Genomic DNA, 17,271 nt, shown 5'->3' on the forward strand with positions numbered 1-17,271 from the left:
GCTTGTCATGCCCCGTTCCCATCCTCTGAACCGCTACCGCAACATCGGCATCATGGCTCACATCGATGCCGGGAAGACCACGACCACCGAGCGGATTTTGTACTACACTGGAAAGTCGTACAAAATCGGCGAGGTGCACGAGGGCACCGCGGTGATGGATTGGATGGAGCAGGAACAGGAACGGGGCATCACCATCACCTCCGCGGCCACGACCTGCTTCTGGCGCGATCATCGCATCAACATCATCGACACGCCGGGCCACGTCGACTTCACGATCGAAGTCGAACGCTCCCTGCGCGTGCTCGACGGTGCGGTTGCGGTATTCGATTCCGTTGCGGGGGTGGAGCCCCAGTCCGAGACCGTGTGGCGGCAGGCCGACAAGTACGGCGTGCCCCGCATGTGTTTCGTCAACAAGCTGGATCGCACCGGCGCGGACTTCTTCCGCTGCGTCGACATGATGAGGGAACGGCTGGGAGCCTTCCCGCTCGTCCTCCAGCTTCCGATCGGATCCGAAGCCAGCTTTGTCGGCGTCGTCGATCTGGTCGCCATGCGCGCCATCGTCTGGAAAGAAGAGACGCTGGGCGCCGAATTCTATCACACCGACATTCCGGACGCCCTGAAGGACGAAGCGGCGCGTCATCGCCAGGCGCTGCTCGACGCCGTCCTGGAACTCGACGACGCGGCCATGGAGGCCTATCTCGAGTCCGGGCAGGAACCGTCCGAGGACACGCTCAGGGCCTGCATCCGCAAGGGCACCGTCGGGCTGCGCTTCGTGCCGGTCCTCTGCGGCTCGGCCTTCAAGAACAAGGGCATCCAGCCGATGCTGGACGCCGTGGTGGACTATTTGCCGGCCCCCGTCGACGTCGGGGCGGTCCGTGGACACCGCGTCGGCAGCCCCGAGACGGATGAGCGCGCACCGGACGACGCCGCTCCCTTCTCCGCGCTCGCCTTCAAGATCATGAACGACCCCTTCGTCGGGTCCCTCACCTTCGTGCGCGTCTATTCCGGCACGGTCGCCTCCGGCACCACCGTGATGAATCCCGGCAAGGACGAGAAGGAGCGCATCGGCCGCATGCTGCTGATGCACGCCAACAGCCGGGAGGAGATCGACGAGGCCTATGCCGGCGACATTGTCGCCTTCACCGCGCTGAAGAGCACGACGACCGGCGACACGCTGTGCGATCCTGCCAAGCCCATCGTCCTGGAGCGGATGGAATTTCCGGAACCGGTCATCGAGGTGGCCGTCGAGCCGAAGTCCAAGGCCGACCAGGAAAAGATGAGCATGGCGCTGTCCCGCCTCGCCCAGGAGGATCCGTCCTTCCGCGTGGCCGTCGACCATGAAAGCGGTCAGACGATCATCAAGGGCATGGGCGAGCTGCATCTGGAAATCATCGTCGACCGCATGAAGCGGGAGTTCAAGGTGGATGCGAACGTCGGTGCGCCGCAGGTGGCGTACCGCGAGACCATCTCCAAGGCCGCCGAGATCGACTACACCCACAAGAAGCAGACCGGAGGGACCGGCCAGTTCGCCCGCGTCAAGCTGGTCTTCGAGCCGCAGCCTGCCGGCAGCGGTTTCGTCTTCCAGAACAAGGTCGTTGGCGGGGCCGTCCCCAAGGAGTTCATTCCGGGTGTGCAGAAGGGGCTCGACGCCTCGCTGCACACCGGGGTGGTCGCCGGCTTCCCGGTGATCGACCTCAAGGTCGCGCTGGTCGACGGCGCCTTCCACGACGTCGACTCCTCGGTGCTCGCCTTCGAGATCGCGACCCGCGCGGCCTTCCGCGAGGGCATGCAGAAGGCCGGCCCGATGCTTCTGGAGCCGATCATGAGGGTTGAGGTGGTGACGCCCGAAGACTACATGGGCGACATCATCGGGGACCTGAACAGCCGCCGCGGCCAGATCACCGCCATGGACCAGCGGGGCAACGCCCGTTCGATCCTGGCGATGGTTCCGCTGGCGTCGATGTTCGGCTATGTGAACACCCTGCGCTCGATGAGTCAGGGGCGCGCGCAGTACACGATGCAGTTCGACCACCACGAGCCGGTGCCGCAGACCATTGCGGAGACCATCCGCGCCAGGATGGCCTGAAACCGCTGGAACGACAAAGAGACGGAGAGCACACACCATGGCGAAGGCAAAGTTCGAGCGGAACAAGCCGCACTGCAACATTGGCACGATCGGCCACGTCGACCACGGCAAGACGTCGCTGACGGCGGCGATCACGAAGGTGCTGGCCGAGAGCGGCGGCGCGACCTTCACCGCCTACGACCAGATCGACAAGGCGCCGGAAGAGAAGGCGCGTGGCATCACGATCTCGACCGCGCACGTCGAGTACGAGACGACCAACCGCCACTACGCCCACGTCGATTGCCCGGGCCACGCCGACTACGTGAAGAACATGATCACGGGCGCCGCGCAGATGGACGGCGCGATCCTGGTCGTGTCGGCCGCCGACGGCCCGATGCCGCAGACCCGCGAGCACATCCTGCTGGCCCGCCAGGTCGGCGTGCCGGCGCTGGTGGTGTTCATGAACAAGGTCGACATGGTCGACGATCCGGAGCTGCTCGAGCTGGTCGAGATGGAGGTGCGCGAGCTGCTGTCCTCCTACCAGTTCCCGGGCGACGACATTCCGATCGTCAAGGGCTCGGCGCTGTGCGCGCTGGAGGACCGTTCGCCGGAGATCGGCCGTGACGCGATCCTCAAGCTGATGGCCGAGGTCGACCAGTACATCCCGCAGCCGGAGCGTCCGAAGGACCGTCCGTTCCTGATGCCGATCGAGGACGTGTTCTCGATCTCGGGCCGCGGCACCGTGGTGACCGGCCGCGTCGAGCGCGGCATCGTCAAGGTCGGCGAGGAAGTCGAGATCGTCGGTCTGAAGACGACGGTCAAGACCACCGTGACCGGCGTCGAGATGTTCCGCAAGCTGCTCGACTCGGGTGAGGCCGGCGACAACATCGGCGCGCTGCTGCGCGGCACCAAGCGTGAGGACGTCGAGCGCGGCCAGGTTCTGGCCAAGCCGGGCAGCATCACGCCGCACACCACCTTCAAGGCCGAGGCCTACATCCTGACAAAGGAAGAGGGTGGCCGTCACACGCCGTTCTTCACCAACTACCGTCCGCAGTTCTACTTCCGCACGACCGACGTGACGGGCATGGTGAAGCTGCCGGAAGGCACCGAGATGGTGATGCCGGGCGACAACATCTCCATGGAAGTCGAGCTGATCGCTCCGATCGCCATGGACGAGGGCCTGCGCTTCGCCATCCGCGAGGGTGGCCGCACCGTCGGCGCCGGCGTCGTCGCCTCGATCATCAAGTAAGATCGCGTTCTGTGAAGAGGGGCCGGCCTGCGGGTCGGCCCCTTTTTGCATAGCCGAACCGCGAAAATGCGGCGTGACGCGCCGAACCGGTCCGATCCCGTCATCCTCCTGTCACAAGGGGGAAAATGTGGGTTGACACCGGGGCGCCTAGGGCATACACGTTACGCCCTCTGGAATTTGGGTTGGTAGTAGGCACGTCCGGCCTAGACGCAGCCCGATCACGAACGGCACCGCAAGTTCCACTTGCACCGGTTGCTGCCAGGAACATCCATCCGCATTGCGATGCGGGGGATGTTCTTTTTCGTATCGGCCGTCAGATCGGACAGACGAACCGCCGCCCACCGCTTCGGTGAGCCGGCGCAGGTTCGCCTGCCGCCGCGGGTCCCCGGGGGACAGATTTTGGGGTGCCGGTGGCGCAGTCGCGCCACCGAAACGAGGTGCAAGGGACGTTTGGACATGGACAGCCAGAACATCCGCATCCGCTTGAAGGCGTTCGATCATCGCGTGCTCGACCAGTCGACCAGCGAGATCGTCAACACCGCCAAGCGGACCGGTGCTCGGGTGCGGGGCCCGATCCCGCTGCCGACGCAGATCGAGAAGTTTACGGTGAACCGCTCGCCGCACGTCGACAAGAAGTCGCGCGAGCAGTTCGAAATCCGCACCCACAAGCGTCTGCTCGACATCGTCGATCCGACGCCGCAGACGGTGGACGCGCTGATGAAGCTCGACCTCGCTGCCGGTGTGGACGTCGAGATCAAGCTCTAATTCGTTGCTGTTGAGGGACCTCTCCCTCTGAGGATGTCCCTGGTCAGGAGATAAAGAACAATGCGATCCGGTTTGATCGCGCAGAAAGTCGGCATGACCCGCGTCTTCACGGACGACGGGCAGCACGTGCCGGTGACTGTGCTGAAAGTCGACAGCTGCCAGGTCGTCGCCGTTCGCACCGAGGACAAGGATGGCTACACCGCCGTCCAGCTCGGCGCAGGCGCCATCAAGGTGAAGAACGTCACGAAGCCGCAGCGCGGGCATTTCGCCAAGGCGCGCGTCGAGCCCAAGCGCAAGCTGGTCGAGTTCCGCGTCGATGCCGACGCGCTGATCGAGGTCGGCGCCGAGCTCTCGGCTGCGCATTTCGTCCCGGGCCAGTTCGTCGACGTCACCGGCACTTCCATCGGTAAGGGCTTCGCCGGTCCGATGAAGCGCTGGAACTTCGGTGGTCTGCGCGCGACGCACGGCGTGTCGGTGTCGCACCGCTCGCACGGTTCGACGGGTAACCGCCAGGACCCCGGCAAGGTCTTCAAGAACAAGAAGATGGCCGGTCATCTCGGCGACGAGAAGGTCACGGTTCTGAACCTGAAGGTCGTGTCGGTCGATGAGGACCGCGGTCTGATCTTCCTCAAGGGTGCCGTTCCGGGCGCCGAGGGAGCTTGGCTCCGCATCCGCGACGCGGTGAAGAAGAAGGCTCCGGAAGGTCTGCCGTTCCCCGCCGGGATCAAGGCTGCGCCGGCCGCTGAAGCCGCCGCCGAGCCGCAGGAGTGATGGCCATGAAGGCGACCATTAAGAACCTGAACAACGAGACCGTCGGCGAGATCGAGCTGGCTGACGAGATCTTCGGCCTTCCGTCGCGCACGGACATCCTGGCCCGTATGGTCAACTGGCAGCTGGCCAAGCGCCGCGCCGGTACGCACAAGACCAAGACGATCAGCGAGATCTCCGGCACCGGCAAGAAGCCGTACCGCCAGAAGGGCACCGGCCGCGCCCGTCAGGGCTCCATGCGCTCCGCCCAGTTCCGTGGTGGCGCGACCATCTTCGGCCCGGTCGTCCGCTCCCACGAGCACGACCTGACCAAGAAGGTCCGCAAGCTCGCGCTGAAGACCGCGCTGTCCACCAAGGCCGCGGAAGGCAAGCTCCTGGTCCTCGACGCCGCTTCGGCCGAGACCCACAAGACCAAGGAACTGGCTGTCCGTCTTGCTTCGCTCGGCCTGACCTCGGCTCTGATCATCGATGGCGCCAACCTGAACGAGAACTTCGCTCGGGCCTCGCGCAACATCCCGCTGATCGACGTGCTGCCGGAGCAGGGCGCCAACGTCTACGACATTCTTCGCCGCGATACGCTGGTCCTGACCCGCAACGCGGTCGAGCAGCTGGAGGCTCGCCTGAAATGAGCAAGCAGTCGAAACCTGCGGTGAGCCAGGAGCGGATGTACGACCTCATCCTGGCTCCGGTGATCACCGAGAAGTCGACGATGGCGTCGGAGCACAATCAGGTGACGTTCCGCGTGCCGCTGTCGGCGACCAAGCCGGAGATCAAGGCGGCTGTCGAGGGGCTGTTCAACGTGAAGGTGACGGCGGTCAACACCCTTGTTTCCAAGGGCAAGACCAAGCGCTTCCGCGGGACCATCGGCCGTCGCTCGGACTTCAAGAAGGCCGTCGTGACCCTCGCCGAGGGGAACAAGATCGACGTGACCACGGGCATCTGAGCGGGAGTGTGATCCGATGGCTCTGAAGCAATATCGCCCAATTACGCCGTCGCTCCGCCAGCTGGTCATCGTCGACCGCTCGGAGCTGTGGAAGGGCAAGCCGGTCAAGACCCTCACCGAGGGCCTGACCAAGTCCGGCGGCCGCAACAACACCGGCCGCATCACCGCGCGCCGGATGGGTGGCGGTCACAAGCGCGTCTACCGTCTGGTGGACTTCAAGCGTCGCAAGTTCGACGTCCCGGCGACGGTTGAGCGCCTGGAGTACGATCCGAACCGCACGGCCTTCATCGCCCTCATCAAGTATGAGGACGGCACCCTGTCCTACATCCTGGCGCCGCAGCGCCTGAAGGTGGGCGACACGGTGGTGGCCGGCGAGAAGGTGGATGTGAAGCCCGGCAACGCCATGCCGCTGAAGAACATCCCGGTCGGTTCCGTGCTGCACAACGTCGAGCTGAAGCCCGGCAAGGGTGGTCAGCTGGCCCGTTCGGCCGGCACCTACCTGCAGCTGGTCGGCCGCGACGGTGGGTACGCCCAGCTGAAGCTGCCCTCGGGCGAGCTTCGCGTGGTCCGCGGCGACTGCATGGCCACCCTGGGTGCCGTGTCGAACCCGGACAACATGAACACCAACAAGGGCAAGGCCGGTCGCAGCCGTTGGCTGGGCATCCGTCCGTCCGTCCGTGGTGTCGCCATGAACCCGATCGACCACCCGCACGGTGGTGGTGAAGGCCGCACCTCGGGTGGCCGTCATCCGGTCACGCCGTGGGGCAAGCCGACCAAGGGCAAGAAGACTCGTCACAACAAGAAGACGGATGGCCTGATCCTGCGCCGCCGTCATTCGAAGTAAGGAGGGCGGACGATGGCACGCTCCGTTTGGAAGGGCCCGTTCGTCGACGGCTACCTGCTCAAGAAGGCGGACAAGTCGCGGGCCTCGGGCCGCAACGAGATCATCAAGATCTGGTCGCGCCGCTCGACGATCCTGCCGCAGTTCGTGGGTCTCACGTTCGGCGTGTACAATGGCCACAAGTTCCTGCCGGTTCTGGTGACCGAGAACATGATCGGCCACAAGTTCGGTGAGTTCGCTCCGACGCGCACCTTCTACGGGCACGCGGCGGACAAGAAGGCGAAGAGGAAGTAAGCCATGGGCAAGCCCTCCAACCCCAGCCGTATCGCGGAGAACGAGGCGATCGCCTCCAATCCGATGATCCGCACCAGCCCGCGCAAGCTGAACCTCGTCGCCCAGCTCATCCGGAACAAGGATGCCAGCAGCGCCGTGGCCGAGCTGACCTTCTCCAAGCGCCGCATCGCCGGCGAGGTGAAGAAGGTTCTGCAGGCCGCGATCGCCAACGCCGAGAACAACCATCAGCTCGATGTGGACCGCCTGTACGTCTCCTCGGCGACGGTCGGCCGCGCCCTGGTGATGAAGCGCTTCCACGCCCGCGCCCGTGGCCGCGGCGCGCGGGTCGAGAAGCTGTTCTCCAACCTGACGATCATCGTGCGTGAGCGCGACGCCGCCGCTGCCGAAGGGGCCGAGTAAGATGGGTCAGAAAGTCAATCCGATCGGGCTGCGCCTCGGCATCAACCGGACCTGGGACAGCCGTTGGTTCGCCAAGCGCGATTACGCCAACCTGCTGCACCAGGACCTGAAGCTGCGCGGCTACCTGCAGGGTCGCCTGCAGCAGGCCGGCTGCTCGCGCGTGGTCATCGAGCGTCCGGCCAAGAAGGCCCGCGTCACCATCCACTCAGCCCGTCCGGGCGTGGTGATCGGCAAGAAGGGCGCGGACATCGAGAAGCTGCGTTCCGAGCTGTCGAAGATGGCCGGCGGCGAGGTGAGCCTGAACATCATCGAGATCCGCAAGCCGGAGATCGATGCCAAGCTCATCGCCGAGAACATCGCCAGCCAGCTGGAGCGCCGCGTGGCCTTCCGCCGCGCCATGAAGCGCGCCGTGCAGTCGGCCATGCGTCTGGGCGCCCAGGGCATCCGGATCAACTGCTCCGGTCGTCTCGGCGGCGCCGAGATCGCCCGTCTGGAGTGGTACCGCGAGGGCCGCGTTCCGCTGCACACCCTGCGTGCGGACATCGACTACGGCACCGCGACCGCGAAGACCACCTACGGCACCTGCGGTGTCAAGGTGTGGGTCTTCAAGGGCGAGATCATGGCGCACGACCCGATGGCGCAGGACAAGCGCATGGGCACCGAGCCGGTGTCGACCGATGGCGAGCCGCGGCGTGAGCGTCGCGAGCGTGGTGACCGTGAGGAGCGTGGGGGCCGTGGTCGCGGCGACCGTGACCGCTCCGAGCGGGCTGACCGCTAGTAAGGGGCACGAGCGATGCTTTCTCCGAAGCGTACCAAGTACCGCAAGGCCCACAAGGGCCGCATCCACGGCAACGCGAAGGGCGGCACCCAGCTGAACTTCGGCTCCTTCGGCCTCAAGGCCCTGGAGCCGGAGCGCATCACGGCCCGTCAGATCGAAGCGGCCCGCCGCGCGATCACCCGCGCCATGAAGCGTCAGGGCCGCGTGTGGATCCGCGTGTTCCCGGACCTGCCGGTCTCCACCAAGCCCGCCGAAGTCCGCATGGGTTCCGGTAAGGGCACGCCCGAGTACTGGGCGGCCCGCGTTCATCCCGGCCGTATCCTGTTTGAGCTGGACGGCGTGCCCGCGGATGTGGCAAAGCAGGCGTTCGCCCTGGCGGCCGCCAAGCTGCCGATCAAGACCAAGCTGGTGACCCGCCTCGGCGGCGGTGAGGAGGTGGCGGCATGAAGCCCGTCGACGTTCGTGCGAAGAGCACGGAGGAGCTGAACGATCAGCTCCTCCAGCTCAAGAAGGAGCAGTTCAACCTGCGTTTCCAGCGGGCCTCCGGCCAGCTGGAGAACACCGCGCGGGTGCGAGTGGTGCGTCGCGACATCGCGCGCATCAAGACGATCCTCGGCGAGCGTTCGCGCTCTGCCGAAGCCGGCAAGTAAGGAGGGCTACCTATGCCTCGCCGCGTTCTGCAGGGCACGGTGGTCAGCGACAAGGGCGACAAGACGGTTATCGTCCTGGTCGAGCGCCGCGTCATGCACCCCGTGTACAAGAAGTTCATTCGTCAGTCGAAGAAGTACGCCGCCCACGACGAGGGCAACCAGTTCAAGGTCGGCGATACCGTTTCGATCATCGAATGCCGCCCGATCTCCAAGCGCAAGCGCTGGACGGTCGTGCTTGAGTCCGCCGCCGTTAGCGGCGCCGCGTAAACGGAAGGGTACAAACCATGATCCAGATGCAAACCAACCTGGAAGTCGCCGACAATAGCGGGGCGCGCCGGGTGCAGTGCATCAAGGTGCTTGGCGGGTCCAAGCGGAAGGTGGCCACCGTCGGCGACGTCATCGTCGTCTCGGTCAAGGAGGCCATTCCGAAGGGTCGCGTCAAGAAGGGCGACGTGCATCGCGCCGTCATCGTCCGCACCGCGAAGGAACTGCGCCGGGAGGACGGGTCCGCGATCCGTTTCGACCGCAATGCCGCCGTGCTGATCAACAAGCAGGGCGAGCCGATCGGCACGCGTATCTTCGGGCCGGTCACTCGTGAGCTTCGCGGCAAGAAGTTCATGAAGATCATCTCGCTGGCGCCGGAGGTGCTGTGATGGCCGCGAAGATCAAGACCAAGGACAAGGTCGTCGTCCTGGCCGGCAAGGACAAGGGCAAGACCGGTGAGGTCCTCAAGGTCATCCCGGCGGAAAACCGTGTCGTCGTGCAGGGCGTGAACGTGGTGAAGAAGCACCAGCGTCCGAGCGCCACCTCGCAGGGCGGCATCGTTGAGTTCGAGGCGCCGATCAACGTCTCGAATGTTGCTCATGTCGACCCCAAGGACGGCAAGCCGACCCGCGTCGGTTTCAAGGTCCTTGAGGATGGCCGCAAGGTGCGTGTCGCCAAGCGGTCCGGCGAAGTCATCGACGTGTGAGGACCGGACCAATGGCTGCACGTTTGAAGGAAGTGTACGACTCCAAGATCCGCGCCGCGCTCAAGGCTGAGTTCGGCTACGCGAACGACATGGAAGTTCCGCGGATCGAGAAGATCGTCATCAACATGGGTGTCGGCGAGGCCGTCGGCGACTCCAAGAAGATCCAGAATGCGGTGAGCGAACTGACGGCGATCAGCGGCCAGAAGCCGATCGTCACGAAGTCCCGCAAGTCGATCGCGCAGTTCAAGCTGCGTGAGGGCATGGCGATCGGGTGCAAGGTCACGCTCCGCCGTGACCGCATGTACGAGTTCCTGGATCGCCTGGTCACGATCGCGTTGCCGCGTGTCCGCGACTTCCGCGGCATCCCCGGCAACAGCTTCGACGGCCGTGGCAACTATGCCATGGGCGTGAAGGAGCAGATCATTTTCCCGGAGATCGACTACGACAAGATCGATCAGATCCGCGGCATGGACATCATTTTCGTCACCTCGGCGAAGACCGACAAGGAGGCCAAGGCTCTCCTGAAGGCCTTCGACATGCCGTTTGTGGCCTGATTGGCTGGAGCACGACCCCATGGCTAAGACCAGTGCCATCGAGAAGAACAAGCGTCGCACCAAGCTGGTGAAGCAATTCGCCAACAAGCGTGCCCGCCTGAAGGCCATCGCCTCCGATCGCTCCCTCCCGCCGGAAGAGCAGTTCGCCGCCCGCCTCAAGCTGGCTGAGCTGCCGCGCAACTCGTCGAAGGTGCGCATCCGCAACCGCTGCGAAATGACCGGCCGTCCGCGGGCGTTCTATCGCAAGTTCAAGCTGTCCCGCGTCACCCTCCGCGAACTGGCCTCGACCGGCCAGATCCCGGGGATGGTGAAGTCGAGCTGGTAAGGAGGGTCGGAGAATGTCTTTGAGCGATCCGCTCGGCGATATGCTGACCCGCATCCGCAACGGTCAGCACGCCCGTATGTCTGTTGTGCAGAGCCCGGCGTCGAAGCTGCGCAGCAACGTGCTTGAGGTTCTCAAGCGCGAGGGTTACATCCGCGGCTACTCCGAGGAGGAGCTGCGCCCCGGCATCAAGAACCTGAAGATCGAGCTGAAGTATCACGAAGGCGAGCCTGTCATTAAGCAGATCGCCCGCGTGTCGAAGCCCGGCCGCCGCGTCTATTCGAAGATCACCGATCTGCCCCGCGTCTTCAACGGCCTCGGCATCGCGATCCTCTCCACGCCGCGCGGCGTGATGTCGGACAATGAGGCCCGCGCCGCCAACGTCGGCGGTGAAGTCCTCTGCCGCGTGTTCTAAGGGGGACCCTTCGATGTCGCGCATTGGAAAGCATCCCGTGCCGGTTCCGGCTGGTGTTGACGTCTCCGTCAACGGCCAGCAGGTGTCGGCCAAGGGCAAGCTGGGTTCGCTCAGCCTGACCCTCATCGACGACATCACGGCCAAGCTGGAAGACGGCAAGGTCGTGGTCGCCCCGGCGAACGACAGCAAGCGCGCCCGCGTCATGTGGGCAACCTCGCGCACCCTGATCAACAACATGGTCACGGGCGTCAACCAGGGCTTCACCATCAACCTCGAGATCAACGGCGTCGGTTACCGTGCCGCCGTGCAGGGCAAGGAGCTGGTCATGCAGCTCGGCTACTCGCACGACGTCAAGTACCCGATCCCGGAGGGCATCACCATCAAGTGTGACAAGCCCACCGCGATCTCGGTGTCGGGCTTCGACAAGCAGAAAGTCGGTCAAGTCGCCGCGGAGATCCGCGGTTGGAAGAAGCCGGAGCCCTATAAGGGCAAGGGCATCAAGTACGAGACCGAGACGCTGATCCGTAAGGAAGGCAAGAAGAAGTAAGGTCCGCCATGCTCAAGCCAAAGCAACTCCACGAGCGCCGCAAGCAGCGCGTGCGCGCGCAGATTGCCAAGAAGGCCGGCGGGCGGGCTCGCCTCTCGGTTTTCCGGTCCAATCTGCACATCTACGCCCAGATCATCGACGACGAGAACGGCCGCACGGTCGCCTCGGCCTCGTCCGTGGAAAAGGAGCTGCGCGAGCAGCTCAAGCACGGTGGGAACGTCGAAGCCGCCCAGAAGATCGGTGCGCTCATCGCCGAGCGCGCCAAGGCGGCGGGCGTCACCGAGGTCGTGTTCGACCGTGGTGGCTACATTTACCACGGCCGGGTCAAGGCCCTGGCTGACGCCGCCCGCGAGGGCGGGCTGTCGTTCTAAGGAGGCTCCGAAATGGCACGTGAAAGAGGCGAGCGGAGCGACCGTGATCGGCAGCCGCGCGATCGCGACCGGGAAGAGAGCGAGCTGATCGAAAAGCTCGTTGGTATCAACCGCGTCGCCAAGGTTGTGAAGGGCGGCCGTCGCTTCGGCTTCGCCGCCCTGGTGGTGGTCGGTGACGGCAAGGGCCGCGTCGGCGTCGGATCGGGCAAGGCCCGTGAAGTGCCGGAGGCGATCCGTAAGGCCACCGACCAGGCGAAGCGCGGCATGATCCGCGTTCCGCTCCGCGAAGGCCGCACGCTGCACCACGACTCCAACGGTCACTTCGGTGCCGGCAAGGTCGTGCTGCGCACCGCCCCGGCCGGTACCGGCATCATCGCCGGCGGTCCGATGCGCGCGATCTTCGAGGCGCTGGGTGTGCAGGACGTGGTGACGAAGTCCATCGGCACCTCGAACCCGCACAACATGATCAAGGCGACCTTCGATGCCCTGTCGCAGGTTTCCAGCCCGCGCAGCGTCGCCGCCCGTCGCGGCCGTCGCGTGAGCGACATCCTCGGCAAGCGTGAAACCGGCGCTGCCGGTGCGCAGGAGGCTTGATCATGGCCGAGAAGAAGACCGTCATCGTCACCCAGACCGGCAGCCCGATCGGCCGCAAGCACGACCAGCGCGAGACGCTGGTCGGTCTGGGTCTCAACAAGCTGCACCGGACCCGCGAGCTGGAGGACACTCCGGCCGTGCGGGGCATGATCGCCAAGGTCGCGCACCTGGTCCGCGTCGAGAACGAGGGCTGAACCCATGACGAAGCTGAACGATCTCCGGGACAACCCCGGTGCCCGTAAGGAGCGCATGCGCGTCGGCCGCGGTATCGGTTCGGGCAAGGGCAAGACCGGCGGCCGTGGCGTCAAGGGTCAGACCTCGCGCACCGGCGTGGCCATCAACGGCTTTGAAGGCGGCCAGATGCCCCTTCACCGCCGCCTTCCGAAGCGCGGTTTCCGCAACATCTTCGCGAAGGAATACTCGGTCGTGAACCTGGGCCTGGTCCAGAAGTTCATCGACGCCGGCAAGCTCGACGCCAGCCAGACCATCGATGCGGTGGCCCTGGAAGCGGCGGGCGTCACCGGCAAGGTGAAGAAGGACGGCATCCGTCTGCTGGGCAAGGGCGCCCTGACGACGAAGGCCAGCTTCACCGTGGCCGGCGCCTCCAAGTCGGCTGTGGAAGCGGTCGAGAAGGCGGGTGGCAGCGTCACGCTGACCGCGTCCGCCGCCGAAGCCGCCGAGTGATCGGAAGCCCGCGCTTGCGCGCGGGCATCTTCCGGCACTAAATGAAGCGAAGTTGCGAGGGGCGGCCTGCATCCTGCAGGACCGCCCCGTTCGTGCATTAGGGACAGGGATACGACCCATGGCATCAGCGGCCGAGCAGCTTGCCGCGAACATTAATTTCGGTGCCTTCTCCAAGGCGACCGAGCTGAAGAAGCGGATCTGGTTCACCCTTGGTGCCTTGATCATCTACCGCCTGGGCACCTACATCCCGATTCCGGGCGTCAACCCGCAGATCCTGGCCGATATTTTCCGGCAGCAGGGCGGGGGCATCCTGGGCATGTTCGACATGCTGGCCGGCGGCGCGCTGCACCGCATGACGATCTTCGCGCTCAACATCATGCCGTACATTTCGGCCTCCATCATCGTGCAGCTTCTGACCGCGGTGTCTCCGCAGATGGAAGCGCTGAAGAAGGAGGGCGAGTCGGGCCGCAAGAAGCTGAACCAGTACACCCGCTACGGCACGGTGCTGCTGGCGACCGTGCAGGCCTGGGGCTTGGCGGTTGGGCTCGAGGCGATGACCGGCGCATCCGGCGCCGCGGTCCCCGAGCCGGGGCTGTTCTTCAAGATCGCCACGGTCATCACGCTGGTCGGCGGCACGATGTTCCTGATGTGGCTGGGCGAGCAGATCACCGCCCGCGGCATCGGCAACGGCATCTCCCTCATCATCTTCGCCGGCATCGTCGCCGAACTGCCGCGCGCTCTCGTCAGCACGCTGGAGCTGGGCCGCACCGGCGCGCTGTCCACGCTGTTCATCGTCTTCCTGCTGCTGATGGCGGTGGGCGTCGTGTTCTTCATTGTGTTCATGGAGCGCGCGCAACGCCGGCTGCTGATCCAGTATCCGAAGCGGCAGATGGGCAACCGCGTGTTCGGCGGCGAAGCGTCGCACCTGCCGCTGAAGCTCAACACGTCGGGCGTCATCCCGCCGATCTTCGCGTCGTCGCTGCTGCTGCTGCCGCTGACCGCGGTCGGCTTCGCCGGCGGTGAAGGTCCGGAGTGGCTGCAGACCGTCACGCGCTATCTGGCGCACGGCACGCCGCTCTACATGATCCTGTATTCGGCGCTGATCATCTTCTTCTGCTTCTTCTACACGGCCATCGTCTTCAACCCCGCGGACACGGCCGAGAACCTTCGTAAGTATGGCGGCTTCATTCCCGGCATCCGTCCGGGCAAGAACACCGCGGACTATATCGACTACGTGCTGACCCGCCTGACGGTGATCGGTTCGGCCTACCTTGTGGCGGTTTGTCTCCTCCCCGAAATCCTGATTTCCCAGCATTCGGTTCCGTTCTATTTTGGCGGCACCAGTCTGCTGATCGTGGTCACGGTGACGATGGACACGGTTGCGCAGATTCATTCCCATCTGCTGGCCCACCAGTATGAGGGGCTGATTAAAAAAGCGAAGCTTCGGGGGAGAAAGTAATGAATCTCATTCTGCTCGGACCGCCGGGCGCCGGGAAGGGGACCCAGGCGCGGCGTCTCGAAGACACGCGCGGGCTCGTCCAGCTTTCCACGGGCGACATGCTCCGCGCGATGGTCGCCGAGGGCGGTCCGCTTGGGCAGCAGGCGAAGGACATCATGTCCGCCGGCAAATTGATGCCGGACGAGCTGATGGTCAAAATCATCGCTGAGCGGATTTCCAAGCCGGATGTCGCCAACGGCTTCATCCTCGATGGTTTCCCGCGTACGGTCGCCCAAGCCGAGGCGCTGGACACCATGCTGTCGGACAAGGGCCTCAAGCTCGATCATGTGATCGAGATGAAAGTCGTGGACGACATCCTGGTGGAGCGCATCACCGGCCGCTACACCTGCGCCAAGTGCGGCAAGGGCTATCACGACGTCTTCGAGAAGCCGAAGGTCGAGGGCGTCTGCGATGTCTGCGGCAGCACCGAGTTCAAGCGCCGGGCTGACGACAACGCGGACACGGTGAAGACCCGCCTCGCCCAGTATCACGAGCAGACCGCGCCGATCCTTCCGTACTACCAGAGCCGCGGTGTTCTGAAGACGGTGGACGGCATGGCCGAGATCGACGACGTGACCAAACAGATCGAGGGCATCCTGGCCGCCTGACCGGGATCGTCGTGATCGATTGAAAAGAAAAGCCGCGAGGATCTTCGGACCCTCGCGGCTTTTTCTATGCCGTGACCATGAGGCGGGGAGGGCGGTCCTCTCCGGAGGTGCCGCCCCTCTTTACGGAGCGGCGTCGGTGTCAGGACGCGAGAGGTCTTCCGCCTTGCGGCTCAGGTCGTTGTAGCGGTCGAGCACCCAGCCGAGGTGATCGGTGGCCGCAGCGGCGGCGGCATCGGCGTCGCGACGCCTGATGGCGTCGTAGATGGCGCGGTGATGGTCGATCATCAGCGCCTCGCGGCCCAACGCGAAGGGCTCGGTGTGATGGTACTCCATCATCTGGCTCAGGATGTCGCGGATGGTCGCCAGCAGGTGCAGGTAGACCGGGCTTCCCGCCGCCTGGGCGACGGCGAGGTGGAAGTCCATGTCGTCGGCGGCCTGCTTGCCGTCGCGGCCCGTCTCGCCCATCGCGGCGAGGACCCGCCCGATGTGGTCGATCTGCTCCTGGGTCGCGCGCTCGGTGGCGCGCCGGGCCGCCCAGCTTTCCAGGGCCTGCCGGATCTCCACGAGGTCGCAGAGGTTGGCGTGCTTCACCCGGACCATCTCGGTCAGGGCGCCGTCCATGGCGCCGGCGGAGGACACCACCCGCGTGCCGCCGCCCTGCACGGCGGTCAGGAAGCCTTGCGTCTTCAGCTTTTGCAGGGCCGCGCGCACCGACACCCGGCTGACGTGGAGCTGCTCTGCGAGCTGGCGTTCGCCGGGCAGACGCTCACCCGGAACGAGTTCGCCACGGGCGATCCGTTCGAGAATCCGCTCCGCCACCCATTCGGAAATGCGCTGGGAGGAGGCCGGTACGTGGTGGGGTTCTTCGGTGTCGGACACGGTGGCATGCCCTTTCATCAGCAATCGGTCATAGGTCGTACCCGAGTCGGGTAAATCACGTCAACTCGCATCCGGACGGCGGCGTATGGTCGGCCTCACGAGAGGCGATTCATCGGCTCCCGCGGCGCGCCACAAGGATGCCCGCCAGCACAACGGTGCCTCCGACCGCCTGGAACATGCCGAGCGGCTCGGCGAGCAGCGCCCAGGCCAGCACCGCCGCCGCCGCGGGCTGGAGCAGCAGGCTGACGGAGGAGAAGGCTGCGGGCAGATGGGCCAGCGCGTAGGCGATCAGGCTCTGGCCGCCGGCGTGGCTGACCAGGGCGAGCCCCAGCAGCACGCCCCAGCCACCGAGCGAGCCGGCGATCAGGCTTTCCCCCGACAGCAGGGCGATGGGCAGCAGGGCGACGCCGGTGACCACGCCGCTCCAGGTCATGATGGTGGCGGTGGAGAACTCCGCCCGCAGACGGCCGACCACCAGGAAATAACCGCTGTAGAACACCGCGGTCAGCAGCCCCAGGGCGTCGCCGAACAGATGGTCCGGGCTCAACTGCAGGCTCTGCCCCATCAGCACCATGGCCCCGCACAGGGCCAGCCCAAGGCCGGTGAGGAAGGTCCGGCTGAAGCGCTCCTTGAACACCAGCCAGGACACCAAGGTCACGAAGATCGGCGCGAAGTTGGCGAGCAGCGTGGAGTTGGCGACGGAGGTGTAGCGGATCGACCAATGCCAGATGGCGAGGTCGCCCGCGAAGAACAGGCCGGCGGCGATCAGCCGGGCGTAGTCGTAGAGCGAGGAGGGTCTGCGGGATCGCGCGCCGCCCTTCGGCTCCATGGCCATCCAGACCCACAAAGCGGGAATGGCGAAGGCGAGGCGCCAAAAGGCGGTGGCGCTCGGTCCCAGTTCGGACAGGCGCACAAAGATCGGGGCGAAGGCGATGCCCAGCGCTCCGGTCAGAAGGGCGATCAGCGCGATCCGCTGCGCGGAATCGACGCGCGCGACGGGGGCGAGGGTGCTGGCGTCCGGCATGGCGTCCGTTATAACGGACGCAACCTACGGGCGCCACGTCCCCCCGCCGCATG

The 17,271-nt window shown here is 65.4% G+C and carries 27 protein-coding genes; 25 read left to right on the forward strand and 2 right to left on the reverse strand.

Features of this window, described 5'->3' with window-relative positions; all coding sequences use genetic code 11:
- Nucleotides 1–7 precede the first annotated feature (7 nt).
- The 25 genes from fusA (at nt 8) to H0B54_RS08440 (ending at nt 15,315) form a co-directional block, all read left to right on the forward strand.
- Nucleotides 8–2,086: an elongation factor G gene (gene fusA / locus H0B54_RS08320; protein ID WP_188259945.1), complete on the forward strand. Its 2,079-nt coding sequence runs from the start codon at nt 8–10 to the stop codon at nt 2,084–2,086.
- Between the two features lie 37 nt (nt 2,087–2,123).
- Complete coding sequence (gene tuf, locus H0B54_RS08325) at nt 2,124–3,314, forward strand: elongation factor Tu (RefSeq protein WP_014241041.1); 1,191 nt, start codon at nt 2,124–2,126, stop codon at nt 3,312–3,314.
- Between the two features lie 456 nt (nt 3,315–3,770).
- Nucleotides 3,771–4,079 (forward strand): 30S ribosomal protein S10, encoded by a 309-nt coding sequence (gene rpsJ, locus H0B54_RS08330; protein ID WP_014241039.1) that lies wholly within the window; start codon nt 3,771–3,773, stop codon nt 4,077–4,079.
- Between the two features lie 60 nt (nt 4,080–4,139).
- Nucleotides 4,140–4,850 (forward strand): 50S ribosomal protein L3, encoded by a 711-nt coding sequence (rplC, locus tag H0B54_RS08335; protein WP_109070630.1) that lies wholly within the window; start codon nt 4,140–4,142, stop codon nt 4,848–4,850.
- Between the two features lie 5 nt (nt 4,851–4,855).
- The gene (rplD, locus tag H0B54_RS08340; protein ID WP_188259946.1) at nt 4,856–5,476 is read left to right on the forward strand and encodes a 50S ribosomal protein L4; all 621 of its coding nucleotides are present in this window, start codon (nt 4,856–4,858) and stop codon (nt 5,474–5,476) included.
- The gene (locus H0B54_RS08345) at nt 5,473–5,790 is read left to right on the forward strand and encodes a 50S ribosomal protein L23 (protein WP_094303029.1); all 318 of its coding nucleotides are present in this window, start codon (nt 5,473–5,475) and stop codon (nt 5,788–5,790) included. Before rplD ends, H0B54_RS08345 begins: the two co-directional genes overlap by 4 nt.
- A gap of 16 nt (nt 5,791–5,806) precedes the next feature.
- Nucleotides 5,807–6,634 carry a 50S ribosomal protein L2 gene (gene rplB / locus H0B54_RS08350; protein WP_188259947.1) on the forward strand — a complete coding sequence of 276 codons (828 nt, stop codon included), beginning with the start codon at nt 5,807–5,809 and terminating at the stop codon, nt 6,632–6,634.
- Between the two features lie 12 nt (nt 6,635–6,646).
- Nucleotides 6,647–6,925 carry a 30S ribosomal protein S19 gene (gene rpsS, locus H0B54_RS08355; protein WP_014241034.1) on the forward strand — a complete coding sequence of 93 codons (279 nt, stop codon included), beginning with the start codon at nt 6,647–6,649 and terminating at the stop codon, nt 6,923–6,925.
- A 3-nt stretch (nt 6,926–6,928) separates the two neighbouring features.
- The gene (gene rplV, locus H0B54_RS08360; RefSeq protein ID WP_014241033.1) at nt 6,929–7,324 is read left to right on the forward strand and encodes a 50S ribosomal protein L22; all 396 of its coding nucleotides are present in this window, start codon (nt 6,929–6,931) and stop codon (nt 7,322–7,324) included.
- Nucleotide 7,325: 1 nt separating this feature from the next.
- Complete coding sequence (gene rpsC, locus H0B54_RS08365; protein ID WP_094303027.1) at nt 7,326–8,102, forward strand: 30S ribosomal protein S3; 777 nt, start codon at nt 7,326–7,328, stop codon at nt 8,100–8,102.
- A gap of 15 nt (nt 8,103–8,117) precedes the next feature.
- Entirely contained in the window at nt 8,118–8,549 is a 432-nt protein-coding gene (gene rplP, locus H0B54_RS08370; RefSeq protein ID WP_014241031.1) for a 50S ribosomal protein L16, read from the forward strand.
- On the forward strand, nt 8,546–8,752 hold the full coding sequence (gene rpmC / locus H0B54_RS08375; protein ID WP_094303026.1) for a 50S ribosomal protein L29: 207 nt from the start codon (nt 8,546–8,548) through the stop codon (nt 8,750–8,752). The genes rplP and rpmC overlap by 4 nt, the downstream gene beginning before the upstream one ends.
- A gap of 12 nt (nt 8,753–8,764) precedes the next feature.
- Nucleotides 8,765–9,019 carry a 30S ribosomal protein S17 gene (rpsQ, locus tag H0B54_RS08380; protein WP_014241029.1) on the forward strand — a complete coding sequence of 85 codons (255 nt, stop codon included), beginning with the start codon at nt 8,765–8,767 and terminating at the stop codon, nt 9,017–9,019.
- A 17-nt stretch (nt 9,020–9,036) separates the two neighbouring features.
- The gene (gene rplN / locus H0B54_RS08385) at nt 9,037–9,405 is read left to right on the forward strand and encodes a 50S ribosomal protein L14 (protein WP_012973215.1); all 369 of its coding nucleotides are present in this window, start codon (nt 9,037–9,039) and stop codon (nt 9,403–9,405) included.
- The gene (gene rplX, locus H0B54_RS08390) at nt 9,402–9,722 is read left to right on the forward strand and encodes a 50S ribosomal protein L24 (protein ID WP_094303025.1); all 321 of its coding nucleotides are present in this window, start codon (nt 9,402–9,404) and stop codon (nt 9,720–9,722) included. The genes rplN and rplX overlap by 4 nt, the downstream gene beginning before the upstream one ends.
- Nucleotides 9,723–9,733: 11 nt before the next feature.
- A complete protein-coding gene (gene rplE / locus H0B54_RS08395; RefSeq protein ID WP_094303024.1) occupies nt 9,734–10,276 on the forward strand; it encodes a 50S ribosomal protein L5 in 543 nt (180 codons plus the stop codon).
- Between the two features lie 19 nt (nt 10,277–10,295).
- Nucleotides 10,296–10,601 (forward strand): 30S ribosomal protein S14, encoded by a 306-nt coding sequence (gene rpsN, locus H0B54_RS08400; protein ID WP_038526805.1) that lies wholly within the window; start codon nt 10,296–10,298, stop codon nt 10,599–10,601.
- Nucleotides 10,602–10,614: 13 nt separating this feature from the next.
- Complete coding sequence (gene rpsH / locus H0B54_RS08405) at nt 10,615–11,013, forward strand: 30S ribosomal protein S8 (RefSeq protein ID WP_035675041.1); 399 nt, start codon at nt 10,615–10,617, stop codon at nt 11,011–11,013.
- A 13-nt stretch (nt 11,014–11,026) separates the two neighbouring features.
- Nucleotides 11,027–11,560 (forward strand): 50S ribosomal protein L6, encoded by a 534-nt coding sequence (rplF, locus tag H0B54_RS08410; RefSeq protein WP_014241025.1) that lies wholly within the window; start codon nt 11,027–11,029, stop codon nt 11,558–11,560.
- A gap of 8 nt (nt 11,561–11,568) precedes the next feature.
- Nucleotides 11,569–11,931 (forward strand): 50S ribosomal protein L18, encoded by a 363-nt coding sequence (gene rplR, locus H0B54_RS08415; protein ID WP_014241024.1) that lies wholly within the window; start codon nt 11,569–11,571, stop codon nt 11,929–11,931.
- A gap of 12 nt (nt 11,932–11,943) precedes the next feature.
- Complete coding sequence (gene rpsE, locus H0B54_RS08420; RefSeq protein WP_035675037.1) at nt 11,944–12,525, forward strand: 30S ribosomal protein S5; 582 nt, start codon at nt 11,944–11,946, stop codon at nt 12,523–12,525.
- A gap of 2 nt (nt 12,526–12,527) precedes the next feature.
- Nucleotides 12,528–12,719: a 50S ribosomal protein L30 gene (rpmD, locus tag H0B54_RS08425; protein ID WP_014241022.1), complete on the forward strand. Its 192-nt coding sequence runs from the start codon at nt 12,528–12,530 to the stop codon at nt 12,717–12,719.
- Nucleotides 12,720–12,723: 4 nt separating this feature from the next.
- Complete coding sequence (rplO, locus tag H0B54_RS08430) at nt 12,724–13,209, forward strand: 50S ribosomal protein L15 (RefSeq protein WP_014241021.1); 486 nt, start codon at nt 12,724–12,726, stop codon at nt 13,207–13,209.
- Nucleotides 13,210–13,327: 118 nt separating this feature from the next.
- A complete protein-coding gene (secY, locus tag H0B54_RS08435; RefSeq protein WP_014241020.1) occupies nt 13,328–14,668 on the forward strand; it encodes a preprotein translocase subunit SecY in 1,341 nt (446 codons plus the stop codon).
- On the forward strand, nt 14,668–15,315 hold the full coding sequence (locus H0B54_RS08440) for an adenylate kinase (RefSeq protein WP_014241019.1): 648 nt from the start codon (nt 14,668–14,670) through the stop codon (nt 15,313–15,315). The genes secY and H0B54_RS08440 overlap by 1 nt, the downstream gene beginning before the upstream one ends.
- Nucleotides 15,316–15,435: 120 nt before the next feature.
- Here H0B54_RS08440 and H0B54_RS08445 read toward each other — a convergent pair whose 3' ends face one another.
- Together H0B54_RS08445 and H0B54_RS08450 are read right to left on the reverse strand one after the other, a co-directional pair.
- Nucleotides 15,436–16,194 carry a FadR/GntR family transcriptional regulator gene (locus tag H0B54_RS08445; protein WP_247895073.1) on the reverse strand — a complete coding sequence of 253 codons (759 nt, stop codon included), beginning with the start codon at nt 16,192–16,194 and terminating at the stop codon, nt 15,436–15,438.
- A gap of 109 nt (nt 16,195–16,303) precedes the next feature.
- Entirely contained in the window at nt 16,304–17,218 is a 915-nt protein-coding gene (locus tag H0B54_RS08450; protein ID WP_188259948.1) for a DMT family transporter, read from the reverse strand.
- Nucleotides 17,219–17,271: the final 53 nt, after the last annotated feature.

The organism is Azospirillum tabaci (assembly GCF_014596085.1).
GTDB classification, from domain to species: Bacteria; Pseudomonadota; Alphaproteobacteria; order Azospirillales; family Azospirillaceae; genus Azospirillum; species Azospirillum tabaci.